This is a genomic window from Rhizobium sp. NLR10b, from assembly GCF_019685435.1.
Taxonomy (GTDB): domain Bacteria; phylum Pseudomonadota; class Alphaproteobacteria; order Rhizobiales; family Rhizobiaceae; genus Rhizobium.
This window is the reverse complement of sequence record NZ_JABDWV010000007.1, coordinates 71,015-96,047: the sequence shown is the minus strand read 5'-3', so window position 1 is coordinate 96,047 and position 25,033 is coordinate 71,015. Positions and strand designations below refer to the sequence as shown.

Here is a 25,033-nt window from a genome sequence, read left to right as displayed (position 1 = left end):
ATCCCACTCGCAAACGCCAACGCTCAAATGCCAGCGCATTGTGGGTAAATGGTGACGTTATCGCATTTCGTCAGGTGCGGCAGTGCCTGTAATAGCAAGTCCCGACTTTAAAACCGACGCGACGGCGTACACCAGCCCAAGTCTGGCAATACTTGATTCTCGGTTTTTATCATTAACAAATCGTAATTCAGGCTGATCTTTACCTTTGTTCCAGTGCGCGTGGAACGCACTGGCGAGATCGTAGAGGTAAAATGCGATGCGATGCGGCTCCTGCGACTGGGCGGCCGCCTCGACGATACGCGGGAATTCGGCAAGCTTGGCGACGAGCTGCAATTCGGCCGGATCGCCAACGCCACCAACGGCTTTCGCAAGATCCTCGGGCGAAGCATCGAGGCCGGGAAAAGCCTCTCTTGCCTGCCGGAAGACCGACATGCAGCGGGCATGCGCATACTGCACGTAAAAAACAGGATTATCCTTCGACTGCTCCGTCACCTTGGCGAAATCGAAGTCGAGCGGCTCGGAATTCTTGCGATAAAGCATCATGAACCGGACCGAATCACGGCCGACTTCCTCGACGACGTCCCGAAGCGTGACGAAATCGCCCGAACGTTTCGACATCTTCACCGGCTCGCCATTGCGATAGAGCTTGACGAGCTGGCAGAGCAGCACCGTCAGCTTCGCCTTGCCCTCCGAAACGGCGCGTGCAACCGCTTCCAGGCGCTTGACGTAGCCGCCATGGTCGGCGCCAAGCACATAGATCATCTCGTCGAAACCACGATCGAACTTGTTCTTGAAGTAGGCGACGTCGGCGGCGAAATAGGTGTAGGAGCCGTCCGACTTGATCAGCGGCCGGTCCATGTCGTCGCCCACCTCGGTCGAGCGGAACAGTGTCTGCTCGCGATCTTCCCAGTCTTCCGGAAGCTGGCCCTTCGGCGGCGGCAGCGTGCCCTTGTAGACGTAACCCTTGAAGGTCAGGTCGTTGATCGCCGTGCGGATCGCCGCCGCTCCATTGGCATGCAGGGTCCGCTCGGAAAAGAAGATGTCGTGATGGACGTTCAGCGCCGCCAGATCTTCGCGGATCATGACCATCATCGCGTCTATGGTGCGATCCTTGACGATCGGCATCCACTGCTCCTCCGGCATATTGTGCAACCGGACGCCGTAATCGGCGGCAAGCGACTGGCCGACGGGCACGAGATAGTCACCCGGATAGAGACCCGACGGGATTTCGCCGATCCGTTCACCCAGCGCTTCGCGATAACGCAGAAAGACCGACCGGGCGAGCACGTCGATCTGCGAGCCGGCGTCGTTGATATAATATTCCTTCTCGACGCCGTAACCGGCAAAGGCGAGCAGGTTGGCGAGCGCATCGCCGACCACGGCGCCGCGGCAATGCCCGACATGCATCGGGCCGGTCGGATTGGCCGAGACATATTCGACGTTGACCTTGCGACCTTGGCCTAGGGTCGAGCGGCCATAGTCGGTGCCGGCGCCGATCATCGAGGCGAGCAGCCGTTGCCAATAGCGGACGGCGAGACGGATGTTGATGAAACCCGGACCTGCGACCGAGACATCGGCGACGTCGGCATCCTCCTTGAGCTTGGCGATTATGACGTCCGCAAGGGCGCGAGGATTGGTGCCGAGCGGCTTTGCCAGCACCATCGCGGCATTGGTCGCAACATCGCCATGACTCGCATCGCGCGGCGGTTCGACTGTGATGCGGCCGAAATCGAGCTCAGATCGCTTTTCCCTGACCAGATCAATCTGTTCAAGGGCGGTTTTGATCCTGGCTTCGAAGTCGGTAAAAAGGTTCATCGCACTCTTCCATGCATAGGCTGTGCCAAAGGCGCAAATCGGCCTTCGGCGGGCGACCGCTGCCTATCGCAAATCCGGAGTGTGGTCAAACAATCGCCTGTGGGCACTGATCGCATAGGTGTCGGTCATGCCGGCGAGGTAGTCGCCGACATGGCGAGCCTTCGGCGCATCGGCGAGCCCGGCGATATGATCGACCCAGTAATGGCTCTGCATCTCCTTGGGACTGGCCATGTAGGCGGCAAAGAGATCCGTGACGATCTGGGCAGCACCGGCACGGATCCGCATGATATCGGGATTGCGGTAGATGCGCTTGAAGAGCATCGCCTTGATCTGCCTGTCGGTTTCGGCCATCTCTTCGGAAAAGGTGGCGATAACCCGGTCGGCGCCGCGGATGTCGGCTGCACTCTCAGGACGAAGAAGTGAAAGGCGCTCCTGCGCGACGCCGATAACGTCCTCGACCATGCGGGTGATCTGGCGGCGCATGATCTCGTGGGTGAAACGGCTCGGTTCCAGATGCGGATAGCGCCCCCTCACCTCGGCCATCAACTCGGCGAGAAAGGGAATTTCCTCCAGCATGTCGAAACTCAGATAGCCGGAGCGCAGGCCGTCGTCGATATCATGGGTGTTATAGGCGATGTCGTCGGCGATCGCCGCAACCTGGGCCTCGAGGCTGGCATAGGTGCCCAGTTCGAGATCGTGCAGTTCGCAATAATCGAGGATCGGCTGCGGAACCGGGCCGTGCGTGCCCACACCATCTGGCGTCAGCATTGGACCATTATGCTTGACGAGACCTTCGAGACTTTCCCATGTCAGATTGATGCCGTCGAATTCGGCATACCGCCGCTCGAGCTTGGTCACGATGCGCAGCGATTGGGCATTGTGGTCAAAGCCACCATAGGGCAGCAGCACCTCGTGCAGCGCGTCCTCGCCGGTATGGCCGAACGGCGTGTGGCCGAAATCGTGCACCAGCGCCACGCCCTCGGACAGATCCTCGTCGAGTTTCAGGGCGCGGGCAAGCGCACGGGCAATCTGCGCCACCTCGATCGTATGCGTCAGCCGGGTGCGGTAGTGATCGCCGTCCTGGGCGATGAAGACCTGGGTCTTGTGCTTCAGCCGGCGGAAGGCGGTGGTATGGACTATGCGGTCGCGGTCGCGTTGGAAATCGGAGCGAGTAGGGCTGCTGTCTTCCGGATAGAGACGCCCACGCGTCGTCCACGGGTCTGCCGCATAGACCGCCCTTTCGCTGCCGCCGAAACCCAAAGCTCGCCTGTCAATCGTCATTCTTCACCGTCATTCTGCCTGTTGCCGCATCTGCCCATTGACGCCGCTTTGCCCTCTTCATACCTATAGCCCGAGGAAACGGCAAAGAGGCGCTCTCCCGACCGCTTCGGCGCGTCATGGTCTTTTTGCGAAGATCATGCTAAGTTCCTTTGATATCAGGCATTTGAACATTTGAGTGCCGAAACCCATTCTCTCCGGATCTTGACCCCGGCAGGAGGAAATATGACGGATACGAGTGTAACTCTTTCGGATGCCGCGGCAAAGCGTATCGCCGCCATCATCAGTGCGGAGGCCGGCAAGAGCGCGCTGCGCGTTTCCGTTGAAGGCGGCGGCTGTTCGGGCTTTTCCTACAAGTTTGACCTTGCCGACAGCGCTGGGGATGACGACATCGTCGTCGAAAAAAACGACGCGAAGGTGCTGATCGACAGCCTGTCGCTCGTCTATATGGCAGGTTCCGAGATCGACTTTGTCGACAATCTGCTTGGCCAATCCTTCCAGATCAAGAACCCGAACGCGGTGGCAAGTTGCGGCTGCGGCACCAGCTTCTCGATCTGAATATCCGAGCGCAGAACGTTGTCCCCAACGACGGTCGGAAGAATTGCTTCCGGCCGGTTTATTGGCTTGTCCAGCGGCGAAAGACCGCGATAAAAGGAGCGCACTAAAGCGCGTCGCGATCTTTCAGACTCGCTTGCCACGCTTTAGGTCTTTGATTTTCCGCATGTCGTGAATCGCAAAAACGGCCGCACACTTTTGCGCGACATGCCCTAGCGAACGGGACAGAGCATGAAGATCGCGACCTGGAACATCAACGGCGTCAAGGCGCGCATCGACAATCTCACACAATGGCTCAAGGATTCCGATCCCGATGTCGTCTGCCTGCAGGAGATCAAGACGATCGACGAAGGCTTTCCCCGGCTGGAGATCGAAGCGCTCGGCTATCATGTCGAGACGCACGGCCAGAAGGGATTCAACGGCGTTGCGATCCTCTCCAAGACTTCACCTTTTGAGGTCAACCGCGGCCTGCCCGGCGACCCGCTGGACGAACAGGCGCGTTTCCTAGAAGCGGTGTTCACGCTGCCCGACACGCGCATCCTGCGCGTCTGCTGCATTTATCTCCCGAACGGCAATCCCGTCGACACCGAGAAATACCCCTACAAGCTCGCCTGGATGGAGCGCCTGAGGAGCTTTGCGGCCGAACGGCTGGCCTATGAAGAGATGCTGGTGCTTGCCGGCGATTACAACGTCATTCCTGAACCGCACGACTGCTTCGATCCCAGGGTCTGGGAAAGCGATGCGCTGTTCCTGCCGCAGACGCGGCAGGCATTCCGCAGACTTGAAAATCTCGGCTTGACCGATGCGGTGCGCGCGACGACGGATGCGACGCGGCTCTATTCCTTCTGGGACTATCAGGCGGGTGCATGGCCGAAGAACAACGGCATCCGCATCGACCATCTGCTGCTGTCACCCGAAGCAGCCGACCGGATGACGTCGGCAACTATCGAAAAACATGTGCGGGCGTGGGAAAAGCCGTCCGACCACGTACCGGTGATCGCCTATTTCGATTTCGCGGCCTGAGATCCGAGCACTTGGCAGAGCGTCATTTCAGAGACGCGGTGGAGGATGCGCGGGCTGAATGCCGCGTGGCGCTGAGTGGTAGGTTTCAGTCAGAACCGCTCGAAATGGCGTGCGACAGCGAAACAGCCGTGCGACGGTCGGCCTCGTTGGCAACCGAGAAGGCCTGCTCCTGCAGCGCTTCCATCCAGCCGCAATCCTTCGGCTTGCAGCGGTCGAGGGCGGCGGTCATCAGCGCGAGACCGCGGGCCGTCTGGCCTTCGTCGAAAAGGATGTTTCCGAAAACCGCCATGGCGCCGGGATGGCCACTCTTACGGGCCTGGTTCAACCACTTTTTCGCCTGCTGCGGGCTGGCACTACCGCCCTCGCCGGCCAGCATCATCTGCGCCAGCTGGAACTGTGCCTCGGGAACGCCGAAGGTGGAGGCCACCTGGAAATAGAGCTGGCGCGCCTGAGTGAGATCGATCTTCACCGGGCTGCCGGCAATACCGTGCTTGTAGTAGTTGGCGAGCGAGAGAAGCGCGTTGACGAAGAAACCCGTGTCTTCCGAGCCGGGTTCGACACCCTGCTGGGCAATCTCACTATAGATCTTGAAGGCTTCGAAATCGTCCTGGGTGACGCCGTCGCCGTCGGCATACATGTTGGCGAGCGCCCAGCGCGAACCGGTATGGCCCTTTTCGGCGGCGTATTTGTAGGCCTCGACCGCCTCCTCCTTCTGACCGTTTTTGTAGGCCTTGAAGCCGAACTTGAAGAGGTCGAAAGGGCCGGATTCCTTGCTGACGTCGCTCTTGATGTCGAAAGCGAGAACCGGACCGGACAGCGCCATGGCCACCCACATGCCCATCAGCATGATTTTGAACAATTTGAACTCGGACGTTACCATTTCAACCGATTTCTTTCGCTCATCGCCCGCAGCCGGCGCTGACGCCGGGCATACCACCGATGTATTCCTTCGAGGCGAGCGATCCCGCGGCGAGCTCCATGGCCCCTTTGCCCGCGTCGCTTCCAGCCCATTGGCCTCTTTCGAGAGGCCGAATTTTCAGCATCTCATTCAGGACCACCCGGCTCGCGGCATGGCCCGACTGTAATCTTCCTGGCACCCCGTCGGCGGGCGCGGCATCCGCCTTCCCGCCTTTATCGCATTCGTAAATAGCAAATGTGACCAAACCGGTATCGACATCTGCCGCTAAGCCCGCCTGACTATGCGAACGGACAGATAACGACGGCAATGAATGGATCGACGGCATGATCGTGAGGTCGAATTTACGGTCGCAATAGCCTTGCCCGGAAAGAGAAACGGCCGCAATCACGCGGCTGTCGCCACTTGCGCCGTACGATCTGGTGTTACCGGAAAAAAATCGACCCATGCTACTGATTACACGCACCGTAAGTCTGCCATCACCTCGCCCGCAATACCGCTGCGCTCTCTTTGTGGCGGGAAATGGACAAATTCGCCCCATCGCCACCATACGCCATTCATCGTAAAAAACTGTTGCTGAATCGTCACAAAACGAGACCAGCAAATGACATGATTAACGGGCCGCGCACAAAGAAAAGCCCGGCAGTGCCGGGCTCTCAATTCTTCAAATCAGGAATTTAGAACTTGATCTTTATGCTTGTCGACAGTGCAGCGACCAGATCGTCATCGAAGGAGTAGGAAACATCATCTCCGTATGTGACGCCATTCCGGGTCACAGCACCAGACGAACCGCTCGTCAACACGCCCACGGCACCGGCAAAGCGCCATTCGATATGTTCGGTCGGTGTGTAGGCTGCACCGAGCCCCAGCGTCCAGCTGTCTGTCTGCGCGCCATACCCCTGGCTGGTGCCGCGGTCCCATGTCAGGCTGACTGCACCGGCCCATTGTTCATTGAATTTGTGGCCGACACCGCCGGAGATCGTCCAACCATCACGATAAAGGAGGTCGAGCGAGGTTAGACCACCCGCGGGGCAAGGCAAGCCGTTGGTCGGGCAGAATGCTACCGACTGCAGGACGCTCCAATTCGTCCATTTAACCGATCCGAATGCAAGCCAATCCGGAGCGATACCGCTTTGCAGCTTCAGCTCCAGCGAATCCGGAGCTTCGGCGGAACCGGAAACTGGTGTGACCAGGCCCCCATATAGCGGCACAACCGGAACTTGACGGAGATCAACAGTCCCGGACAGGTCATCGTACTTGACGCGACTGTTATAGACGAGGCTCGCGCGCATCGCATATTCCGGAATCTCGTAAGCAAGACCGGCGCGCCAGCCCCAACCGCTATCGTCGATATCCAGACGACCGACGCCAGTTCCAGTCCCAAGCAGAAGCGGAAGCGTTGAAACCAGACGTTCCTTGAAGCCTTCGACTTCCTGATAAAAAGCGCCGCCAATGAAGCGAAGCTGCCCAGGACCGACATCAAAACGATAGGAGCAGGTGCCGCCATAGTTCCGTGTTTTGATCTCTGTCTCAATGTTATCGTTGGCGCCGGCCCAATTCATGCCGGGGTCGGTGTGTGCGCCGAAGGGCTCCGAATAGTCAACGAGGCAGTCGACCGCATCGCCAAAACCAGCCTTAAAACCAATATAGGGGATGGTGTAATTTGAGGTATCGTCAGCCGTGTCTGGACGGCTGTTCAGATTGCCGCCCCCTGTCAGTATCGACGTATTCGTGTCTCGGACATCCTTCAGCTTGCGCTGCGGCGTGACGTAAGTCACGCCCGACTGAAATGAGAAAGGCGACGTATCGAACAGCTGATCGATGTTATAGCCGCCGCGCTCCAGGCCGCCGGCAAAGGACGGCGAGGCAAGCGACGAAAGAAGAACGAGCGACGTTACGCCCTTGGAAAACATACGCGATGCCATTGTGTCTCCCCCACTCCAGCAATTGATGTACGCCACTTTAGTAAGCGTTCGCTCGACATGGCAACGCGCCCCACGGCGGCGCTCCCAGGCATTGCAGTGGCTAACTTACGTAAAGAAATTGACGGACACGTCAAAAAATCTGGTTAATAAAATTCTATTCTAGAGCCATCGATTTTGAGACGGCCTTTTGGGTTTTCATTCCAAACAGTGCAGAAGCTGTATCAATCCGACAACAGTGACAGTTTTCACCAAAGGGATACCCCTAAAGCCAAAATCCACAGGCTCAGCGCCTCAAATCAGCCCCGCTCAAGACCGAATCAGGCGTTCCCCAAACGACGAAAGACGCGCCCCGAAGCAGGCGCGTCTTTGAAATAACTTACCAAAATCGACAATGAAACTTATCCGGCTTCGCTGACCCTGGAAAGCGCGTTATTCAAGCTGGCGATCTGCCCCTTCAACTCATCGAGACGCTCGCGCTCGGCCTCGACCACCTCGGGATTGGCGTTGGCGACGAACTTCTCGTTGGAAAGCTTGCCATTGATGCGGGCGATTTCTCCATCCATCTTGGCAATCGCCTTTTCCAGGCGGGCCCTTTCGGCAGCAAGGTCGATCAGATTGCCGAGCGGCAGGCAGACGGTGGCTTCGGCGACGACAATCTGGGCCGCGCCCTTCGGCGCATCGTCGGATAGTGATATCGCTTCCACGCGGGCAAGCCGCTTGATGGCGGCGTCGTGGCGGAACAGCCTTTCGCGCGTGAGATTGTTGGCCTTGACGACGACCAGCGGGGCGGTCGCCGACGGCGGCACGTTCATTTCGGCGCGCAGGGAGCGGATGCCGGAGACGAGGTCGATCAGCCAATTGATCTCGTCGGCAGCCGCGTCATCCGCATAGGACGGCGCCGGCCATTCGGCATGGCAGACCAGCGTGTCGCGTTCCTTGCCTTCGCCTGCGGTATGCGCCCAAAGCTCTTCGGTCATGAAGGGCATGAAGGGGTGCAAAAGCTTGTAGATCTCTTCGAGAATATAGGCGCTGCAGGCCTGGGCTTCGGCCTTGGCGCCCTCGTCATCGCCATTGAAGACCGGCTTCAGAAGCTCGAGATACCAGTCGCAGACTTCGTTCCAGACGAAACGGTAGAGCGCGCCGGCCGCATCGTTGAAGCGGAAGGCTTCAAGCGCTTCCGTAACGTCACGTTCCGTACGGGCAAGCTCCGTAAGGATCCAGCGGTTGATGGTAAGCTCGGCCGCCTCCGGCACGAAATGCGGATCGCTCTTGGCGCCGTTCATCTCGGCAAAACGCGTGGCGTTCCAGAGCTTGGTGCCGAAATTACGGTAGCCGGCGATGCGGGCCGGATCAAGCTTCACATCGCGGCCCTGTGCGGCCATGATCGCCAGGGTGAAGCGCAGTGCGTCGGCACCGTATTCGTCGATCAGTTCCAGGGGGTCGATGACGTTGCCCTTCGACTTCGACATCTTCTGCCCGTTCTTATCGCGCACCAGTGCGTGAATATAGATCGTATGAAAAGGTTCGACGGGATCGCCATTCTCGTCCTTCATGAAATGCAGGCCCATCTGCATCATGCGAACGACCCAGAACGGGATGATATCGAAACCGGTGACGAGGACATTCGTCGGGTAGTAACGCGCAAGTTCCGGCGTCTCGTCGGGCCAGCCGAGTGTCGAGAAAGGCCAGAGCGCAGAAGAGAACCAGGTGTCGAGCACGTCCTCGTCCCGCGTCAGGATTTCGCCAGGCTTGAAGTTTTCGAGCAGGTCCTCGACATAGGCCTTCATCGGCCCTTCATGCGAGAGGTAATGCTGGATCGCCGCCTGCAGCGCCTCCTCCTCGGTCTTTTCGACGAAGACTTGGCCGTCAGGACCGTACCAAGCGGGAATCTGATGGCCCCACCAGAGCTGGCGAGAGATACACCACGGTTCGATGTTCTCCAGCCAATTGAAATAAGTGTTTTCCCAGTTCCTGGGAATAAACCTGGTTCTTCCCTCGCGAACGGACTCCAGGGCAGGCTGCCCCAATGTCTTGTTGTCGACAAACCATTGTTCCGTCAGCCGCGGCTCGATCGGCACGCCGCCGCGGTCGCCATGCGGGACCATATGCTTGTGCGGTTCGATCTTGTCGACAAGGCCGGCCTCTTCGAAGATCTCGACGATCACCTTGCGCGCATGGAACCGGTCCTGCCCTTCCAGACGGTCCCAGGCGCCATGCAGTGCCGCGGGATTGTCGAGACCTTCAAGGAAATCCTCATTATCCTTGATGGCAATGGTGCCATCGATATTCATGACGTTGATCGCACGCAGCTTCGCGCGCTTGCCGACTTCGAAGTCGTTGAAATCATGGGCCGGCGTAATCTTCACCGCGCCTGTGCCGGCTGTCGGATCAGCATAGGAATCGGCGACGATCGGTATCCTGCGGCCGACGATCGGCAGGATGACATGCTTGCCGATGATCGGCTTGTAACGCTCGTCTTCGGGGTTCACGGCAACGCCGGTATCGCCGAGCATCGTCTCCGGCCGCGTCGTGGCGACGACGATATAGTCCCGCGTCTCGAACGCAGTCGGCTTGCCTTCCTCGTCGAAGGCGATCGGATATTGATAGGTGACACCCGGCTCGAGCGGATAGCGCAGATGCCAGAGATGGCCCTTCACCTCGTGTTGCTCGACCTCCATGTCGGAAATCGCCGTCAGGAGTTTTGGGTCCCAATTGACAAGGCGCTTGTCCTTGTAAATCAGGCCTTCCTTATAGAGCGTAACGAAAACCTCGAGAACGGCCTGCGACAGGCCTTCGTCCATGGTGAAGCGCTCGCGTGACCAGTCGCAGGAGGCGCCGAGGCGCTTCAGCTGGTTGAAGATCAGGCCGCCCGATTCTGCCTTCCATTCCCAAATCTTGTCGATGAAGGCCTCGCGGCCCATCTCGCGGCGGCCCGGCAGCTGCTGCTCCATCAGCTTGCGTTCGACGACCATCTGGGTGGCGATGCCGGCGTGATCCATGCCCGGCTGCCAGAGCACGTCCTTGCCGCGCATGCGCTCGAAGCGCACCATGATGTCCTGCAGCGTATTGTTGAGCGCATGCCCCATATGGAGCGAGCCGGTGACATTCGGCGGCGGGATCACGATGGTGAAGGTCTCGGCCCCCGGTTTGGCGTTCGCGCCGGCGCGGAAGGCATCCGCCTCATCCCATTTCGCGGCGATTTTCGGTTCGACGGCAGCGGAATCATAGGTCTTGTCGAGCATTTTCTGACCAATTTCGAGGTTCGAGGATGGGCGTTTGTAAATAGGATGGCCACGACCAAGTCAATAAAAAAGCCGCCCCGGAGACCGGAGCGGCTTTTCCAGGAAAAATCAATCCGATCAGCGGCGCGGGCCGCGCGCCACGCGCTCGATTTCCTCGCGCACCAGCCGTTCGACCAAAGTTGGCAGATTGTCATCAAGCCATTCACGCAGCATCGGGCGCAGCATGTCCTCGGCAATCTCGTCCAGCGAGCGGCGCTCGGCGCCGTCGATCGCCGCGGCAAGCTCCTCGAAGGAGCGGCTGATCTGCAGACCGGCGTCTTCCGAAAGCAGTGACGGCTGGGTCTCGTCGACAACGCTCGGGAGGAAACGCTCGGTCGACGAAGTAGCGGACTCCAAAGCCGGTGGCGCAGTTTCGGCGGCAGCAGCGGCTTGCTCGGCGACGGCGACACGCGGTGTTTCGGCAAGCGTCGGTTCTGGCGGCTGTTGGACGGGAACAGAGGAAACGAGTGCTGCGGCAGCGGCAAAAGCGGGCCGTGTCGGCTGCGGCTGCGGACTTGCAGCGCGCGGGGGCTCCGGCATCACGGCCGGCTGCGGCTCCGGCTGGCGGAAGCCGCTCGGAATTTCGCGCAAGGCTTGACCGGCCTGCACGGCGCTGCGCTCGGAGGCGGCGCGCACGCGGGCTGCGACATCGGCAAGCGACAGCGCGCGGGCCGGGGCTTCGGTCTCAGGGGCGGTGCCGGCCGAATTGGCGGCGACGAAACGTGGATCGGACGAGCGCATGGCCGGTTCGGGAAACTCCACGCCGGCATAGGTGTCATCCACCGTCAGATGGATTTCGGAGCCGTTTTCGTCGTCGTCGGCGCCGTAAACCGGCGGCACGGAAGCTGAAATCGCCTTGCCGGCGCCGGGTTCATTGCTTTCGATGATCTGGCGGATGGAGGCCAGAATTTCTTCCATGGACGGTTCACGCGCTACACTTGGCTGAGCCATATCTATCCCCGTTATCCCAACACAACGATCGGACGGTGTGGAGCGTTCATCCGAATCACCACGACCTTAGAATACCCCAGACGCGAAAAAAATCATCGAGAATCAAATGAATGCAGCCATGCACAGTTTTGTTACCGAATGCTTGCCGCCGATATTCGGAGATGGCAGCGTCAGAATAAACGATGTTTGTGAAGGCTTTTCCGCAGCACTGACAAAAACGGGCGCCAATGGCGCCCGTCGCTCGAATTCAACAGGGAGAACGGCGTCAGAAAACGAATTCGCGCGCCTTGGCGAAACCCGGCAGCGGCTTGACCGAAGCGTTGAAGAAGACGTTCTCCGAAATGGCGCCGCGCTCGGCGACGAAGACCTTGGCACGAGCGGCATTGCCATAGCCTTCGACGGTGACCAGACGCCCGCCATCGCGAAGCTGACCGAGAAGAGCGGCCGGAACCTCCTCGACCGCGCCGTTGACGAAGATCAGATCATAGGGCGCGCCGGCGGCGTAGCCCTTTTCGAGGGGGCCGGTCACAACCTCGACCTTGCCGTAGCCGGCAAGCTTTGCCTTCGCTTCGGTAGCCAGTGCCTCGTCGCATTCGAGGGCAATGACCGAGCCGGCGATGATCGACAACAGCGCCGATGTATATCCCGTGCCGCACCCGACCTCGAGCACGAAATCGTCTTTGCCGATGGCGGCCAGCTGCAGCAGCTTGGCGAGCGGCGAGGCCTCCATCAGGAAACGGGCCGGCTTGCCCGGTGCGGCGGCTGATATTTCGACGTCAGTGTCGATATAGGCGAGCAGCTTTGACTTCTCCGGCACGAAAGCCTCGCGCGGCACCGTCAGAAATGCCGTCAGCACGGAATGCGAGGTAACATCCGTGGTGCGGATTTGGGTGTCGACCATCTTTGCGCGCGCTGCTTCGAAATCCATCATGTCCTCTCGCTCTTGAAAAGCGGTTCCTGTCCCTCGTCTCTTAATCCCCGCCACGGATGCTTTCAAGGCTTGGCAGCGGTCGGCGAAAAGAATCCGCCAGGCGCCTCTTTCACGCCACAGGCGCAACGCCTGCGTGGAATGCCCAACCGCGTCATGTTATGATTTATAGAAGTAGGAGGAGCAGGCCATGTCTGCGATTTTCGAATATTTGACCCTGTTCGATTTCTTCATCCTCGCAGCGCTCATCGGTATCTTCTGCTGCGGGCTGCTGGACGGTGAAACGACCTGAGGAGGCCGAGCGCCGAAGCGCGCTGCCGCGTAGCTGGCATTGAGCCTGCGACAATCTAAGGCGGGCGACGCAAGACGTGTACGCTTGCCTGTAAAATAGCGTGCGGCCGAGCCGCCACCTCGAAAATCAGCGAGGTTTCGCAACTCTTTAGCAGACATGAGGAGAAATTGGAGGCCTCGCCCGGAATTGAACCGGGGTACAAGGATTTGCAGTCCTCTGCGTCACCACTCCGCCACGAGGCCTCACCTGTGACCGACATCGAAAAATATCGTGTGGTGGCCGCGATTTAGACCAGCTCTAGAATGAGCGCAAGACCTTTCATTCTGAATGTGATCCTTTTTTCATTCGGAATAGGCGTTTGCGGAAATCCTCCGGGACCGGCTACACCCTCTGATGATGATAGCCGGTTAACTAAATACCAATAAAAGTCCGGCCCTCCGGCATCCCCCCAAATAGTTAGGATTGTAATGCGAACCGATTTGGTTGATCCCCATTTTCTGGGGAGAAATCATGAACGACGCGACATTCGGCGAGACCGCAAAAGACATGTTCTTTTCACTGCTTGCGACGCTCAGGCGAAGCTCGATGGCCTATGTGAACGGAGGCAAGGAAGACGAGTGGGGCTATGCCCTCGTTACCGAACCCGTCACCGACATCAACACGAAGATGCCGATCACCGGCCACGTGATGCGCAAGGTCGTCGACGGCCAGTTTGTTCACCGCCAGATGACTGAGGACGAGTGCGAAGATTTCGACGCCGGCCGATCCTGGTGAATTGCCTGCCACTCGGGACACGAAGAACCGGCGGTATTTGAACAACTCCCAACTTGACTTAGAGCGCCTGCCCGCCATCTTATCGCCGTGGGAGGGATAGGAGCTGCGATGGAATGGGCTGCCCTAAAAGAAAGGCAGGGACGTGCGGCATATGATGCCGAGACCCGGGATCTCCACGTAAAGTTCGCTGGTTCCGCGCCGGTGAGACATGCGAACATTCCGCCACATGTCTATCAGAACCTTCTGGAGACGAACGATCCACACTTCTATTACCGATACTATATCGCGCCATCGCGCGTCCCACCGGCCCGTCGACAATCGGGCTCAATGGCAGTCCACGGGCTGAAGCTCGTTCTGCTTCTTGCCGCCTGCAGTCTCTTGATGGCAACCGAGCTTGATCCGGGCCATGGCGGGATTTTCGAGGAAAGCGAATTGAGATCGAATTAGAATCGCATTCACCCGGATGCATCCAGATCGAACTCGACAACCGGGCTTGCGTCATCAGCCAGCGATGATACCGACGCTCTCAAGCGAGGTCCTGTTCTGGGAACGAAAGCGGCGATCGTCCCGACCGCGATCGTTGTTGCCGTCGCGCTCGTTACGGCCGTTAAAATTGCGATAGTTGCGCGGCCCATTATAGCCGCCTTGGCCTTGATCGATGACGCAGCCTTCGGGGCGGCGGCAGATACCGCTCGCGTCAAAACCGCGGCTGTCCACGGCCTGCGCCTCGGCTGATGTGGCTGAGACGATCGCCGCCACCCAGAAGACTACAACAAAAAATGGCTTCATATCCTCACCCGGACCATCATGGCACGTTTCAGCGCCATAAAGCACCAATGCAGAAAACGATCGAAGTTCCGCAGGACGTCTCCGGCGACCGCCGCTACCCGGCCGGCTTTCGCCGCCTGTGCCACCAAACTGCCAGCCGGCGCCGAAGCCGACGGGCGATGGAAAGATCATGCGAGAGCACCAGGAGGCCGAGCGGCAGCATCCAGAAACCGAGGACCGGCAGGAAGCCCAGCAATCCACAGAAAACGAGGGCCGTGCCGATTGCCATCCGCCCGATGCGTGAGCGTGGCATGCCGATGCTGAAAGAGCCGAGCACAAGCCTGTGGTTTACGTGGTCGATACCGAAGCGCCCTGCCCGCCCTCTGCGCTTCTCGTTGCCCGTTGTCTCTTGGCGATCATTCCTATTTGTCATTTCCCAGAGATGGGCGCAGACTGTCCAAATACAAGTTCATTTCATTTTTTTGAAAAAACCGCTTGGCAAATCGGGCAAGCATTTGTATTAGCCCACTCACACCGCGCCAAGCAGTGATCCCTGGTAGCTCAGCGGTAGAGCATTCGACTGTTAATCGACAGGTCGCCGGTTCGAATCCGGCCCGGGGAGCCATTTTAGAGAATAAGTGTCTGTTTTTGTTGAGAAATCCAAAAACAGGCACTTGTTTCTCCACTCCCCTCTCCACTTTGGCGATCGGTCCATACCGCCCCGACCCTTCTTTTTTGCGACAGTTCTGTGGCTACTGATGTAGCTTCCTCTCCTGTCCGACGCCTTGATCTCCTCGTATCGCAGTTGATCAGATCCAGACAGGTAACGGCGCAGGTCACCCCACTCAAACAAAAGAGCCGCCGGCTGGTGAGACCGACGGCGCGCTTGTGGGGTCCAAGGCTGGTGTCCCTGGTGCTACCGACTAAAAATCAAAATACACGGTCATACCCGACCGACGACGATAGGGGTAATCGTCGCGATAGCCGTAATAGTCGCGGGAGCCGTAATACCGCGGACGATAGCACGAGCCATAATACCGGCAGTCGCGGTACACGTACCGATGTTTCTTCCAGTGGCCATACGCATGTCCATTACCATGGTGACGGTGTTTGACCTGCTCGACGTCGGGAGAATGCACATGTACGGCATTCGGCACGACGATAGGCGTGGCGTTTAGCGGCAGGGCGAAAGATGCAGACAAGACAATGGCTGCAAGTGTGGAAAAAAGCATCTTCATCGGCGCATCCTTTCAAGCTGCGATTCTGGATTAACAAGCATTAACCTTCGATGAACGACTGCCCGCCCACAGAAAACACCAGCCGACGCGCCTCTGGTGTGGTCGCGGTTGGCGCTCGAGCCGGCCATTGGCGTTCATGCTGTGCGCCGGGGACAGAACAGGCGCCCATGGGCAGTCAGCCGGCGGCAACCGGCTAGCGACGCGGCGCGCACGCCGCCGCTGCCTTGCTGCCGGCACGTCGGATAAAAATGTGAAAATGGCACGCCCATCAAGTTGGGCGTGCCGAGTTAACGATCCGTGCTCCGATAAAGCCACTTACCAGGCCTGGCGATTATACCAATCGTCAATGTCTCGCCGGGTTCGGTCTTTCTCGTAGCCGTAGCGCTCCTGAATCTTGCCTTCGAGCTGATCGCGCTTGCCGTTGATGACGTCAAGATCGTCGTCCGTCAGCTTGCCCCACTGCTCCTTGACCTTGCCCTTCATCTGCTTCCAGTTACCTTCGACGCGGTTCCAATCCATGGCTTATTCCTCCTATCGTTAGGAAAGAGGAACGGAGACGAGCGATAAGGGTTCCGCTTCGGCATGCCGCCAACCATTGCAGAACCAAAATTCTTCATGTGGGCAGCGAGTGACAGAATTGGCCCTCGCTCATGCCGGCGGAGGGCTCGATAGGGGATTCAGTATGCCCGCATCAGATTTGAAGCGGCGCAGGCCCTAATAGCTGCACGAACGCCCGTCGCCAGGTCGGAAGCCGTCGGCGCAGGCCGGGTTCATCGAATCGCCCGGCTGATACCCCGATGCTGAGCCATATGAATTTGGCGGTGTCGAGCACGCCGAGGCAATGGCCGCCAGAATAATTGCCGCAGCTGTTAAAGTTGCGCGAAATCTGTTCATGGATACTTCTTCTCCCATTTCCGCTGCGCTCGATGAGCGAGAGCCCCTCCCTCGGGAATAACGGGAGCATTTCCCGAGTTCATCTCCCCCGACGTCACTCTGTGTCTAAAGATATAGGCGCTCCCTTCGACGGACATAAGTTCCAGCCGCGAAAATCTTGCCGACCTTTATAAATTCTGCGCGCGGGATGAGCGGATATCGCCGGCTATGCCTGCGGCATTACCAGCAAGCACCCGCCGCATGCGCCCCGGAAGCGACACTGATTTCCGGGGCAAATTGATGAAGCCGCTCGAGCCTTCACTGGCATGCATTTGCCGCATCGGGTTGTGTCGAGCTATTGCCGGAGGTGGGAGCCGGGTTGCCGGTGCCGCCGGCCTGCTGGCGCTGACAGTCGTTTGGATCGCCGCCGGATCCGTTCGCACCAGTCGCACCGGCGCCCATCGTCGTATTTGCCCCGGCATCGCTGGAGTTGGTGTTGCCGGAACCACTGGCGTCCGAACAGACATGGTGCCGCTGCCGGAACCTGAAGCTCCGCTGCCGCTGCCCGATCCCGAGCCTCCACCTGATTGCGCCATCGCCGACGATGCCAGACCGATCGTAATTGCTGCTACTGCCATCATTCTCAGAAGCATTGGATATCCTCCTCGCTGCTTCATTGCCGATAGGCAGCAAACAAAAGCCTCTGGAGATTGTTTCAGTTCGAAAACGTACAGGAACGTCGCTGCGTCGCGCACCGCCTCGGTCGATGACCGAACGATCCGCGGAAACGCCTTCATTCTTGACTCGGAGCTCGATGGGAACATAATAGGAACATCGGTGAGGCGGCAGATGAAAATCGGATTGGAAGCTCTGAAGGAGATCGAGGTCGTGCGTCCGCAGGCAGCCGAGAAATTGGCAGAAGAAACGTTGAGAGGAGAAGTCGACGCAGTTGTCGCTTTTCACCAAGGGGACGTCCGTGCCGCCATTACGACGCTGCTGCTGGATTGCCATCATCTCAGACTTCAGCTTGCCCTGAGAGATAAGGACCTGAGCCGCGGCATGGCATGTGAACGGACTACGAGTTTTGAAAGGCGATGAGACATCGTCGCGGTATCGGCCTCGCGCCCCCTGATCGCCACGCCGTCGAAATCGAAGAGGCAACATTGGCGACGTTACCGGAGTGGTTTGTCATTTACGGCCATTGCCGCATATGTCGCCGCCAGATGTTTATCGACCGGCGGGATGTTGCCCGGCGCTGCGGCCAGAACCTGACTCTCGCCGGTCTGGCCAAACGCCTTCAATGCCAAGGATGCGGCAACCGCTCCGGCAATCTGCTGCTCCTTCAAATGCTGCCGCGCGATTGAAAGGAAACCAGCGCGCTTCAAACCGACCGCTTCCACCGGCGGGAACAAACGCCGTGGTTAAAAGTTGTGTGGCATCAACCACGTAACGTCGCCTTGGACAGGAGGTCTCTCATGGGTCGCGGTATTCTACTTTGGCTGCTTGGCGTTCCACTGCCTATCATCATTCTTCTGGCTCTGTTTATGCGATAGGAACGGATCATGTCGGTTTCAGTGACAGGTTCCGGAGAGGTTGCCACTCCGGTCGAATCCTCCAAATCCGCCATGACATGGGGACCCATTTTCGGTGGCGCAGCCGCCGCCATCGGAGTGACCCTCATCCTCCTGCTTCTGGGATCCGGGCTTGGGCTGACGATGGTGTCGCCCTGGTCGGGGCAAAGCAGTTCGCTCGGCACGCTCGGCATCACAGCTGCGATCTGGCTCGTCGTCGTGCAATGGCTCTCCTCCGCACTCGGAGGCTATGTAACCGGCCGCCTGCGCACAAAATGGGCGGCCGTCCACACCGATGAGGTTTTCTTCCGCGACACCGCGCATGGTTTCCTAAGCTGGGCTTTGGCGACCATCTTTGTCGCCGGATTCCTCGCATCGTCGCTGACATCGCTCGCCGGTGCCGGAGCACAGGCGGTGGGATCGGCCGCGCAAGCCGTTGGCTCGACTGCTGCGGTCGCCGGTACGGCTGCAGCAACCTCGTCAACCTCGCCGCTGGATCTTTCCACCGCCTATTTTACCGACGCGTTGCTACGCCCTGATCAGGCGCGCGCGGCAGCGACATCCAACGATGCTGCGGCAACATCGGAAGTCTCCCGCATCCTCCTCAATGGCGCTGCCGAAGGGCAAGTTCCAGATGAGGACAAGGCCTATCTCGCCACTATCGTCTCTGCGCGAACCGGTCTTTCCGAAGCCGATGCGCGCACCCGCGTGGATGCGGTGCTGAAGCGTATCGACGACGCCAAGGCCGCCACCCAGAAGGCTGCCGACGAGGCACGAAAAGCCGCCTCGACCACGGCATTGCTTGGATCCTTGTCGCTTCTGGTCGGCGCTTTCATAGCCGCTGCGGCTGCGGCTCTGGGAGGATCGCAACGCGACGCAGAGGAAGATCTCGTCGTCACTTCCCGGCTCTGATGGATGCACCCATGGGGCGCAAGCTGAATGCTGCGCCCCCTCAGATGGCCCGGCTTTCCGGAGGTTGGATTATCCGCGACCATCCAGGCAATTGTCGCGCAAAAACCAGGCCGGGTTTTGCGGTAACGACATGCAACGCGCTTTGGTTGATGGACACGGCTCCGATCTGCTCCATCTTCCTTTATACGGGCTGTGGAGAGCCGTATGCGCTGGCGCTTTCGAGAGATTTCCGACCTCGCCGTATCATGGGCAGGGCATCATGTGCTTCCTGCCGCGCTGGTCGCGTTCACAGCCACATGGACCGCGGTGGGTTTGAGCTTTTCCTTCCCCCGACAGTGGTTCTTGCTGACCAACATGGTGGGGACACTCATTACATTCTTCATTTTGCTGCTGATGCAGCACTCCCAAAATCGGGACATGAAGGCGCTGCATACCAAGCTTGACGAACTGATTCGATCGAGTGAGGCAGGAAACCATTGGATTGCGGCGGAGAAGAAAGATGTCGACGCCATTGAAGGCATGCGGCAGCAGCATCGAGACCAGATTTCGGCGAGGCGAACCTGAAGTGCGAAGCAGTTAGTCAGACGTTGCCTCTGCGCCAGATTTCTCCTCCGCCTTCTCCTCCATGCTTTCAGCTTTTTCTGAAAGCGTCTTGCTCATTTCCCTGAGCTCGCCCTCGTCCAGCTTTTCGATGCCGACGAACTTGTTGGCGGCCTGGCTGGTCAAAATGAGCTCGTCGAGCTTGGCCTGCAGAGCCTTTCCGTCACGGTTCTGGCTGTTCTGCAACACAAACACCATCAGAAAGGTGATGATGGTGGTCGTCGTGTTGATCACAAGCTGCCACGTTTCGGAATAATCGAAATACGGCCCGGACACTGCCCAGACGAGGACGAGCGTCAGTGCCGCGACAAAGGTGAACGGCCTTCCCGACAGCTCGGCGACGGCGGTTGCGAAGGAAGAGAAGAAGTTGGATTTGTTCGACATTCAAGAAGGCTCCCGCAGCGTCAATGCTGTCAATCGACAACATCAACTCCAGATCCGGGCGGAAGTTCCTCATGCCGTCGAGCGAGGTCCAGACGGCAGACAGCGCACCAATGCAAGAGATTGCAGGTCAGATGCGTAGGGTTAAACCTGATGGGTGCGACGCGCAATAGCGTTATAACTACAGCTGGAACTGCTGCCCACTTCCAGCTGCCACGCATCAGCGTTTCCGCGATTTGGCAACAGCCTGCTTCTGGTGGGTGAGGACCAGTTCGATCTGGACATCTTGCTGAAACTCCATCACCCGCTGGCGGACTTCGCTCTCCGGCATTCCCGCGGCCAGAAGCTGATCGGCAAGCCTGCGGCACTCGGCCTTCCAAAATTCGATCGCGTCCGCACCATGCCGGCGGCCGAGTTCCCGAGCGCAACGCTCGACGTTGGCGGTTCCGGTTGCGGAGGGAAAGGCAATAACCTTGCCTTCGTGAGAGGCGGCGGGGCGGCGGGTCGTTTCAGTGGCCATCGAATACAGGTTTCCTTTGATCCTATATGTTGTCTACGGGACGATGGTTAATGCTTTCTATTCGTTCGCCTCTTTCAATGGCCAGACTCTGCGTCCTGCCGTCAGATCATCGCATCTTCGGCCTTGACGCCGCCACGCCGATGCGCCGACAGTCCCCATCATGATCGAACCTTGAGGCAGCAGAGACCACCGATGACGATAACCACCCCCCGTGATTTCCTGAAAAGCCTGTTCGACGCGGCGGTTCTCGCCGCCGATCCGCTGACCGGCATCAAATCGCACCTGCCGGAGAAACCGAAAGGAAGAACCGTCGTGATTGGCGCCGGCAAGGGCGCGGCGCAGATGGCGCGGGCGCTCGAAAGCGCATGGGACGGACCGATCGAGGGGTTGGTGGTCACGCGATACGGCTATGGCTGCGAAACACGCTTCATCGAGATCATCGAGGCAGCCCACCCGGTGCCCGACGCTGCGGGATTCGCTGCCGCGAGGCGGTTGATGGAAACGGTGAACCGGTTGACGGAAGACGATCTGGTGATCGCGCTGATCTGCGGCGGCGGCTCGGCGCTGCTGCCCGCCCCGCCGGAGGGGTTGACGCTCGAAGACGAGATTGCGCTCAACGAAATGCTGCTTGCTTCGGGCGCGCCGATTTCGGCGATGAATGTGGTGCGCAAACATCTCTCCACCATCAAGGGCGGCAGACTGGCGGCGGCGACGAAAGCGAGACTCGTCAGCCTGATTGTTTCCGACATTCCTGGCGACAACCCGGCCCATGTCGCCTCCGGGCCGACGGTGCCCGACGGTTCAACACGGCACGAAGCGCTGGAGATTATCAGGCAATATGGATTGCAGTTGCCGCAGGCCGCGCTCGACCATCTGAACTCGCCGAAGGCAGATGCACCGCGGCCGGACGATCCGGTATTCCTGCGGCACCAGCATCACATCATCGCCTCTGCCGGCGTTTCGCTGGCGGCGGCGGCCGCCAAGGCGGAATCGCAAGGGATCACGCCGGCAATCCTCTCGGATGCCATCGAAGGCGAATCGCGTGACGTGGCGCTGGTGCATGCGGCCATCGCCCGCGAGGTTCTCGGGCGGAACAGGCCATTCTCGAAGCCGGTCGTCCTCCTGTCCGGCGGCGAGACGACGGTGACGCTGAGAGCCAAGGGCGGCAAGGGCGGGCGCAATGGCGAATTCACCCTTGCCATGGCGCTTGCGATCGATGGGCAAGACGGTATTGATGTGCTCGCTGCCGACACGGACGGGATTGACGGCTCGGAAGACAATGCCGGCGCCTTTGCCGATGGCGGCACGGTGAAGCGTCTGCGAGCCGCCGGGCTCGATCCGCGCCGGCTGCTCGACGGCAATGACAGCTACACGGCGTTCCAGGCGATCGACGATCTCTTCGAGACCGGTCCGACCGGAACCAACGTCAACGATTTCCGAGCGATCCTCATCCATTAGAGCCCATGAACGATTAACCGGCGATCAGGTCTTGATCCGCCCCTGCCCGACCAGCCAGCCGACTGATTCCCGCACCGCCTGCAGAGATGTATATCTCGGGGTATAGCCCAACAGGCGCCGGGCTTTGGCAATCGAACAGTTCGGACTGCGGGCGATGTGCTCCCATGTCGCCTCCGCGTCCTCGGCCGTCTGGCCTTTCGCCCAAACGTCGAAGGGCGCGAAGGTGAGCTTCGGGTCGCGCCCGAACCATCGCGAGATGGATTCGGCGTAACCGCGAAGCGTCACGGCCTGCTCCGATACCGCATGGAAACTTTCGCCGATCGATGCGTTCCGATTGGCGATCGCATCCATGAACATCGCCGCCACGTCATCGGCATGGACGTGATGAACGGTCTCCAGGCCGAAATTGGGCAGCGCCAGATCCTCTCCGCGGGCCAGGGTCGAAAAGACCTGCAGATTAAAATTGCCGGCCGGATTGAGCGGCGCCCATCCGGGGCCGACAATGTGGCCGGGATGAATGACGGTCGCCGGAAAACCCCGAAGTCTTGCCTGCTGCAGCAGATAGGTCTCGATCGCCGCCTTCTGGATGCCATAGTTACCGAACGGAGACTTCGGCGCTTCCTCCCGTGTCGGCACGGCCACCGGATATCCATGTGTCCAGATCGTGCCGGTATGCAGGAAGTGGCCGACATGCCCTGACAGCGCCGTCACCAGCTGCTCGGCGCTTTCCAGCGTGAAGCAGATCATATCGATGACGATATCGGCTTTCGCTTCCCGCACGGCCGGACCGAAATCACCCTTCCGCTCCATCTCTACCCGGTCCATCTGTCGCTGATCGACAGAGGCCCAGGCGCGGTTTGCCGTATAAGGCTTTGCCGCGCCGCGGCTGATGGTGACGACGTCGTGACCCGCCTCCACTAGACGGGGAATGAGATAGGTTCCGACGTGGCCCGTTGCCCCAATGACCAAAACACGCATTGTCTTCCTCCCGATGGCATGATCCGCTGCGACTATGCTGCTCCGTCCGGCGATCCCGCAAGCAGACTTTTCGCCGCGAATGGGGCAGGCCTGCTATTGGTTCCTGAAAACGAGGCAGGTGCCGCCATGCTTGCGGATCTGGCTGCAGACGTCGTTGGCCTCCATACGTGTCTGCCGGGCGATACGGGCGGCGTAACGCGGGCGGAACCCGAAGCTGCGATCGCGCTGGCGCAAGATCAACGGCTGCTCCGCATTCAATGGCGCCGGCAGATCCTGCACGGCATCGCGAAACATGCGCCGCGCCACCGCCATATCTGCATTCGCCGCCAGCTGGATGCCCCAGGGTGCCCAAATGCCCTCCTGACGCCAAGGCGTGTCCTTCAATATCCGGCTTTCGGCGAGCGCTACGCAGCCTTCGAGGAAGGGCTTGTTCCTGTCCAGCGGGACGGCCGCGTCTTCAGGCGGATTGTCCTTCCACTCCTCGACCGTATGCGCGGTGATCGCCATCACGTAGTTACGCGTCTCGTAGGGTAACCTGCCTGATGTAAGGTAAGTCGCAAGACCATTTTCGCCGGCGTTATAGGCGGCGGCGGCAAGGCCGAGATTGCCGAAACGGTTACGCAACTCGTCGAGATATTGCGCCGATTTCCTCAAGGCTTCCAGCGCTTGATAGCTGTCCTCGAGGCCGCGAAGTTTCGCCGTTCCAGGCATGAACTGCGCAATGCCCTGCGCGCCCTTGAAGCTGACCGCGTCGGGGCGAAACGTGCTTTCGCGCCAGATGAGCCGAGCGAAATAAGCTGGCGGCAACCGACTGGCCTCGGCGAAATGCTCGATCGCATTGCAGAGGTCACGATTGAAACTGTCTTTGCGGATGCAGAGCCTCTCGCCCGATCCCGAGGCCGAGGGTCCCGAATAGAGACAGGCCGGCTCGGCAGCACTCTCTTCCGGCTGAGCTTTCGGCGTGTCGACGGCGGAAAACAGAAAGGAGAGCGAAAGCAAGGCCTTCGCCGATCTCCTCAAAATGCCGGACTGACGCTTTCGCCCTATCATCGGATCTCAGCAGGTTAACTTCCATCGCGACGCTCATGTTAGATAACATCGATCAAGGCGCGAAGCTTCCCCATTTCGCAATGCGGGCATGAAAAAGCCGCCGGGCAATGGCCGCGGCGGCTCCGGGAACGGATTTGAAAGCCGTTTCAGGCCGATGGCTGCTTCGTCTTCCTGAGATAGGGCAGAACCGTATCGAAGGAGCCGAAACGCGCGATCGCGTCGTCGTTGGAAACGGCGGCGGTGATGATGACATCTTCGCCCTGATTCCAGTTCGCCGGCGTCGCCACCTGGTGCTTGGCCGTCAGCTGGATGGAGTCGATGGCGCGCAGGATCTCGTTGAAATTGCGGCCCGTCGTCATCGGATAGGTCAGGATCAGCTTGATCTTCTTATCCGGGCCGATGACGAAGACCGAACGCACCGTCGCGTTGTCGGCAGGCGTGCGGCCTTCGGAGCTGTCGCCGGCGCCAGCCGGCAGCATGTCATAGAGTTTGGCGACCTTCAGGTCCTTATCGCCGATCAGGGGATAATCGACGTCGAAGCCGGTTGCGGTCTTGATATCACCTTTCCACTTGGCATGGCTTTCTACCGGATCGACGGAGATGCCGATGATCTTGACGCCGCGCTTGGAAAACTCGTCAGCGAGGCCGGCCATGGCGCCGAGCTCCGTCGTGCAGACAGGCGTGAAATTCTTCGGGTGCGAGAACAGCACGGCCCAGCCGTTGCCGATCCAATCATGGAAGCTGATCGGTCCCTGTGTCGTGTCGGCGGTGAAATCGGGGGCGATGTCGTTGATACGTAAGCTCATGGTCGGCCCTCCAAAGCCGTTGTCGGGTTTCGTTATCTCAAATGGCGGTCACTGACGCTGGCTGCCGGAGGTTTCGTCGACCGCAATTTACGGATCGCAGCAGCTGCGGACAGAAAACCGTCCCATCCCAAGATCTTCGT

27 protein-coding genes and 2 tRNA genes are annotated in these 25,033 nt (G+C 59.4%); 9 read left to right on the top strand and 20 right to left on the bottom strand.

The genetic code is table 11. The features are described 5' to 3' along the window. Nucleotides 1–57: 57 nt before the first annotated feature. A complete protein-coding gene (gene argS, locus HJB91_RS13160; protein ID WP_221154927.1) occupies nt 58–1,815 on the bottom strand; it encodes an arginine--tRNA ligase in 1,758 nt (585 codons plus the stop codon). A gap of 63 nt (nt 1,816–1,878) precedes the next feature. Beyond that, nucleotides 1,879–3,096 (bottom strand): deoxyguanosinetriphosphate triphosphohydrolase, encoded by a 1,218-nt coding sequence (locus tag HJB91_RS13155; protein ID WP_221122830.1) that lies wholly within the window; start codon nt 3,094–3,096, stop codon nt 1,879–1,881. 222 nt (nt 3,097–3,318) lie between these two features. Between HJB91_RS13155 and erpA the strand changes: the two genes are divergently transcribed. Then, nucleotides 3,319–3,651, top strand: coding sequence for an iron-sulfur cluster insertion protein ErpA (gene erpA, locus HJB91_RS13150; RefSeq protein ID WP_064709130.1), 333 nt, complete (start codon nt 3,319–3,321; stop codon nt 3,649–3,651). A gap of 228 nt (nt 3,652–3,879) precedes the next feature. After that, a complete protein-coding gene (gene xth, locus HJB91_RS13145) occupies nt 3,880–4,671 on the top strand; it encodes an exodeoxyribonuclease III (RefSeq protein WP_210628134.1) in 792 nt (263 codons plus the stop codon). A gap of 85 nt (nt 4,672–4,756) precedes the next feature. Here xth and exoR read toward each other — a convergent pair whose 3' ends face one another. The 7 genes from exoR to HJB91_RS13110 form a co-directional block, all read right to left on the bottom strand. Beyond that, a complete protein-coding gene (exoR, locus tag HJB91_RS13140; RefSeq protein WP_210628135.1) occupies nt 4,757–5,551 on the bottom strand; it encodes an exopolysaccharide production regulator ExoR in 795 nt (264 codons plus the stop codon). Nucleotides 5,552–5,570: 19 nt separating this feature from the next. Further along, nucleotides 5,571–6,053, bottom strand: a complete 483-nt coding sequence (locus HJB91_RS13135) for a hypothetical protein (protein ID WP_247241659.1) — start codon at nt 6,051–6,053, stop codon at nt 5,571–5,573. A gap of 211 nt (nt 6,054–6,264) precedes the next feature. Further along, a complete protein-coding gene (locus tag HJB91_RS13130; protein WP_210628136.1) occupies nt 6,265–7,512 on the bottom strand; it encodes an OmpP1/FadL family transporter in 1,248 nt (415 codons plus the stop codon). A gap of 398 nt (nt 7,513–7,910) precedes the next feature. Continuing rightward, nucleotides 7,911–10,754 carry a valine--tRNA ligase gene (locus tag HJB91_RS13125; protein WP_221154926.1) on the bottom strand — a complete coding sequence of 948 codons (2,844 nt, stop codon included), beginning with the start codon at nt 10,752–10,754 and terminating at the stop codon, nt 7,911–7,913. Nucleotides 10,755–10,871: 117 nt separating this feature from the next. Beyond that, nucleotides 10,872–11,744, bottom strand: a complete 873-nt coding sequence (locus HJB91_RS13120; RefSeq protein ID WP_221154923.1) for a PopZ family protein — start codon at nt 11,742–11,744, stop codon at nt 10,872–10,874. Between the two features lie 265 nt (nt 11,745–12,009). Next, nucleotides 12,010–12,675 (bottom strand): protein-L-isoaspartate O-methyltransferase, encoded by a 666-nt coding sequence (locus HJB91_RS13115; protein WP_210628139.1) that lies wholly within the window; start codon nt 12,673–12,675, stop codon nt 12,010–12,012. Nucleotides 12,676–13,132: 457 nt separating this feature from the next. After that, a tRNA-Cys gene (locus tag HJB91_RS13110) sits at nt 13,133–13,206 on the bottom strand. Nucleotides 13,207–13,474: 268 nt separating this feature from the next. Here HJB91_RS13110 and HJB91_RS13105 point away from each other — a divergent pair. Both HJB91_RS13105 and HJB91_RS13100 read left to right on the top strand, forming a co-directional pair. Continuing rightward, a complete protein-coding gene (locus HJB91_RS13105; RefSeq protein WP_210628140.1) occupies nt 13,475–13,738 on the top strand; it encodes a hypothetical protein in 264 nt (87 codons plus the stop codon). Between the two features lie 108 nt (nt 13,739–13,846). Beyond that, entirely contained in the window at nt 13,847–14,185 is a 339-nt protein-coding gene (locus HJB91_RS13100; RefSeq protein ID WP_210628141.1) for a KTSC domain-containing protein, read from the top strand. 54 nt (nt 14,186–14,239) lie between these two features. Here HJB91_RS13100 and HJB91_RS13095 read toward each other — a convergent pair whose 3' ends face one another. Beyond that, entirely contained in the window at nt 14,240–14,527 is a 288-nt protein-coding gene (locus HJB91_RS13095; protein ID WP_210628142.1) for a hypothetical protein, read from the bottom strand. Nucleotides 14,528–14,621: 94 nt separating this feature from the next. Then, nucleotides 14,622–14,939, bottom strand: coding sequence for a hypothetical protein (locus HJB91_RS30665; RefSeq protein ID WP_210628143.1), 318 nt, complete (start codon nt 14,937–14,939; stop codon nt 14,622–14,624). A gap of 117 nt (nt 14,940–15,056) precedes the next feature. Here HJB91_RS30665 and HJB91_RS13090 point away from each other — a divergent pair. After that, nucleotides 15,057–15,131 (top strand) — tRNA-Asn (locus tag HJB91_RS13090). A gap of 298 nt (nt 15,132–15,429) precedes the next feature. On the opposite strand, the gene HJB91_RS13085 is transcribed toward HJB91_RS13090, so the two are convergent. The 3 genes from HJB91_RS13085 to HJB91_RS30660 all read right to left on the bottom strand — a co-directional run bounded on the left by HJB91_RS13085 (nt 15,430) and on the right by HJB91_RS30660 (nt 16,638). Beyond that, complete coding sequence (locus HJB91_RS13085; RefSeq protein ID WP_210628144.1) at nt 15,430–15,744, bottom strand: hypothetical protein; 315 nt, start codon at nt 15,742–15,744, stop codon at nt 15,430–15,432. Between the two features lie 315 nt (nt 15,745–16,059). Then, nucleotides 16,060–16,263 carry a CsbD family protein gene (locus tag HJB91_RS13080; protein WP_210628145.1) on the bottom strand — a complete coding sequence of 68 codons (204 nt, stop codon included), beginning with the start codon at nt 16,261–16,263 and terminating at the stop codon, nt 16,060–16,062. A 195-nt stretch (nt 16,264–16,458) separates the two neighbouring features. Then, nucleotides 16,459–16,638 carry a hypothetical protein gene (locus HJB91_RS30660; protein ID WP_247241660.1) on the bottom strand — a complete coding sequence of 60 codons (180 nt, stop codon included), beginning with the start codon at nt 16,636–16,638 and terminating at the stop codon, nt 16,459–16,461. A gap of 279 nt (nt 16,639–16,917) precedes the next feature. Between HJB91_RS30660 and HJB91_RS31240 the strand changes: the two genes are divergently transcribed. After that, nucleotides 16,918–17,715 (top strand): hypothetical protein, encoded by a 798-nt coding sequence (locus HJB91_RS31240; protein ID WP_409079588.1) that lies wholly within the window; start codon nt 16,918–16,920, stop codon nt 17,713–17,715. A 74-nt stretch (nt 17,716–17,789) separates the two neighbouring features. Here the strand turns inward: HJB91_RS31240 and HJB91_RS31140 are convergent, their stop codons facing one another. Then, nucleotides 17,790–18,002, bottom strand: coding sequence for a hypothetical protein (locus HJB91_RS31140; protein ID WP_210628146.1), 213 nt, complete (start codon nt 18,000–18,002; stop codon nt 17,790–17,792). Nucleotides 18,003–18,179: 177 nt separating this feature from the next. Here HJB91_RS31140 and HJB91_RS13065 point away from each other — a divergent pair, with 177 nt between their 5' ends. Both HJB91_RS13065 and HJB91_RS13060 read left to right on the top strand, forming a co-directional pair. Further along, on the top strand, nt 18,180–19,100 hold the full coding sequence (locus HJB91_RS13065; protein WP_210628147.1) for a hypothetical protein: 921 nt from the start codon (nt 18,180–18,182) through the stop codon (nt 19,098–19,100). A gap of 204 nt (nt 19,101–19,304) precedes the next feature. Next, nucleotides 19,305–19,664 (top strand): low affinity iron permease family protein, encoded by a 360-nt coding sequence (locus HJB91_RS13060; RefSeq protein ID WP_221154922.1) that lies wholly within the window; start codon nt 19,305–19,307, stop codon nt 19,662–19,664. Between the two features lie 12 nt (nt 19,665–19,676). Here HJB91_RS13060 and HJB91_RS13055 read toward each other — a convergent pair whose 3' ends face one another. After that, nucleotides 19,677–20,084, bottom strand: a complete 408-nt coding sequence (locus HJB91_RS13055) for a low affinity iron permease family protein (protein WP_210628149.1) — start codon at nt 20,082–20,084, stop codon at nt 19,677–19,679. 217 nt (nt 20,085–20,301) lie between these two features. Next, complete coding sequence (locus HJB91_RS13050; RefSeq protein ID WP_210628150.1) at nt 20,302–20,601, bottom strand: DUF6074 family protein; 300 nt, start codon at nt 20,599–20,601, stop codon at nt 20,302–20,304. Between the two features lie 192 nt (nt 20,602–20,793). On the opposite strand from HJB91_RS13050, the gene HJB91_RS13045 reads away from it, so the two are divergent. Continuing rightward, the gene (locus HJB91_RS13045) at nt 20,794–22,059 is read left to right on the top strand and encodes a glycerate kinase (protein WP_221146531.1); all 1,266 of its coding nucleotides are present in this window, start codon (nt 20,794–20,796) and stop codon (nt 22,057–22,059) included. Between the two features lie 24 nt (nt 22,060–22,083). Here the strand turns inward: HJB91_RS13045 and HJB91_RS13040 are convergent, their stop codons facing one another. From HJB91_RS13040 to HJB91_RS13030, 3 genes are all read right to left on the bottom strand, one after another. Then, the gene (locus tag HJB91_RS13040) at nt 22,084–23,037 is read right to left on the bottom strand and encodes an NAD(P)-dependent oxidoreductase (protein WP_221154920.1); all 954 of its coding nucleotides are present in this window, start codon (nt 23,035–23,037) and stop codon (nt 22,084–22,086) included. 93 nt (nt 23,038–23,130) lie between these two features. Then, the gene (locus tag HJB91_RS13035) at nt 23,131–24,087 is read right to left on the bottom strand and encodes a lytic transglycosylase domain-containing protein (protein WP_221154919.1); all 957 of its coding nucleotides are present in this window, start codon (nt 24,085–24,087) and stop codon (nt 23,131–23,133) included. A gap of 146 nt (nt 24,088–24,233) precedes the next feature. After that, on the bottom strand, nt 24,234–24,893 hold the full coding sequence (locus HJB91_RS13030) for a peroxiredoxin (protein ID WP_221122776.1): 660 nt from the start codon (nt 24,891–24,893) through the stop codon (nt 24,234–24,236). Between the last annotated feature and the right edge of the window lie 140 nt (nt 24,894–25,033).

Excerpts from the sequence above, each read along its gene's own strand:
- HJB91_RS13065 (WP_210628147.1), top strand. The coding sequence starts at position 18,180 with ATGTCGGTTTCAGTGACAGGTTCCGGAGAGGTTGCCACTCCGGTCGAA.
- erpA (WP_064709130.1), top strand. The coding sequence starts at position 3,319 with ATGACGGATACGAGTGTAACTCTTTCGGATGCCGCGGCAAAGCGTATC.
- exoR (WP_210628135.1), bottom strand. The coding sequence starts at position 5,551 with ATGGTAACGTCCGAGTTCAAATTGTTCAAAATCATGCTGATGGGCATG.
- HJB91_RS13080 (WP_210628145.1), bottom strand. The coding sequence starts at position 16,263 with ATGGATTGGAACCGCGTCGAAGGTAACTGGAAGCAGATGAAGGGCAAG.
- HJB91_RS13040 (WP_221154920.1), bottom strand. The coding sequence starts at position 23,037 with ATGCGTGTTTTGGTCATTGGGGCAACGGGCCACGTCGGAACCTATCTC.
- HJB91_RS13100 (WP_210628141.1), top strand. The coding sequence starts at position 13,847 with ATGGAATGGGCTGCCCTAAAAGAAAGGCAGGGACGTGCGGCATATGAT.
- HJB91_RS13055 (WP_210628149.1), bottom strand. The coding sequence starts at position 20,084 with ATGTCGAACAAATCCAACTTCTTCTCTTCCTTCGCAACCGCCGTCGCC.
- HJB91_RS13120 (WP_221154923.1), bottom strand. The coding sequence starts at position 11,744 with ATGGCTCAGCCAAGTGTAGCGCGTGAACCGTCCATGGAAGAAATTCTG.
- HJB91_RS13105 (WP_210628140.1), top strand. The coding sequence starts at position 13,475 with ATGAACGACGCGACATTCGGCGAGACCGCAAAAGACATGTTCTTTTCA.
- HJB91_RS13030 (WP_221122776.1), bottom strand. The coding sequence starts at position 24,893 with ATGAGCTTACGTATCAACGACATCGCCCCCGATTTCACCGCCGACACG.
- HJB91_RS30665 (WP_210628143.1), bottom strand. The coding sequence starts at position 14,939 with ATGACAAATAGGAATGATCGCCAAGAGACAACGGGCAACGAGAAGCGC.
- HJB91_RS13060 (WP_221154922.1), top strand. The coding sequence starts at position 19,305 with ATGCGCTGGCGCTTTCGAGAGATTTCCGACCTCGCCGTATCATGGGCA.
- HJB91_RS13130 (WP_210628136.1), bottom strand. The coding sequence starts at position 7,512 with ATGGCATCGCGTATGTTTTCCAAGGGCGTAACGTCGCTCGTTCTTCTT.
- HJB91_RS13115 (WP_210628139.1), bottom strand. The coding sequence starts at position 12,675 with ATGATGGATTTCGAAGCAGCGCGCGCAAAGATGGTCGACACCCAAATC.
- HJB91_RS13155 (WP_221122830.1), bottom strand. The coding sequence starts at position 3,096 with ATGACGATTGACAGGCGAGCTTTGGGTTTCGGCGGCAGCGAAAGGGCG.
- HJB91_RS13045 (WP_221146531.1), top strand. The coding sequence starts at position 20,794 with ATGACGATAACCACCCCCCGTGATTTCCTGAAAAGCCTGTTCGACGCG.
- xth (WP_210628134.1), top strand. The coding sequence starts at position 3,880 with ATGAAGATCGCGACCTGGAACATCAACGGCGTCAAGGCGCGCATCGAC.
- HJB91_RS31240 (WP_409079588.1), top strand. The coding sequence starts at position 16,918 with ATGAAGCCGCTCGAGCCTTCACTGGCATGCATTTGCCGCATCGGGTTG.
- argS (WP_221154927.1), bottom strand. The coding sequence starts at position 1,815 with ATGAACCTTTTTACCGACTTCGAAGCCAGGATCAAAACCGCCCTTGAA.
- HJB91_RS13095 (WP_210628142.1), bottom strand. The coding sequence starts at position 14,527 with ATGAAGCCATTTTTTGTTGTAGTCTTCTGGGTGGCGGCGATCGTCTCA.
- HJB91_RS13035 (WP_221154919.1), bottom strand. The coding sequence starts at position 24,087 with ATGATAGGGCGAAAGCGTCAGTCCGGCATTTTGAGGAGATCGGCGAAG.
- HJB91_RS13085 (WP_210628144.1), bottom strand. The coding sequence starts at position 15,744 with ATGAAGATGCTTTTTTCCACACTTGCAGCCATTGTCTTGTCTGCATCT.
- HJB91_RS13050 (WP_210628150.1), bottom strand. The coding sequence starts at position 20,601 with ATGGCCACTGAAACGACCCGCCGCCCCGCCGCCTCTCACGAAGGCAAG.
- HJB91_RS30660 (WP_247241660.1), bottom strand. The coding sequence starts at position 16,638 with ATGAACAGATTTCGCGCAACTTTAACAGCTGCGGCAATTATTCTGGCG.
- HJB91_RS13125 (WP_221154926.1), bottom strand. The coding sequence starts at position 10,754 with ATGCTCGACAAGACCTATGATTCCGCTGCCGTCGAACCGAAAATCGCC.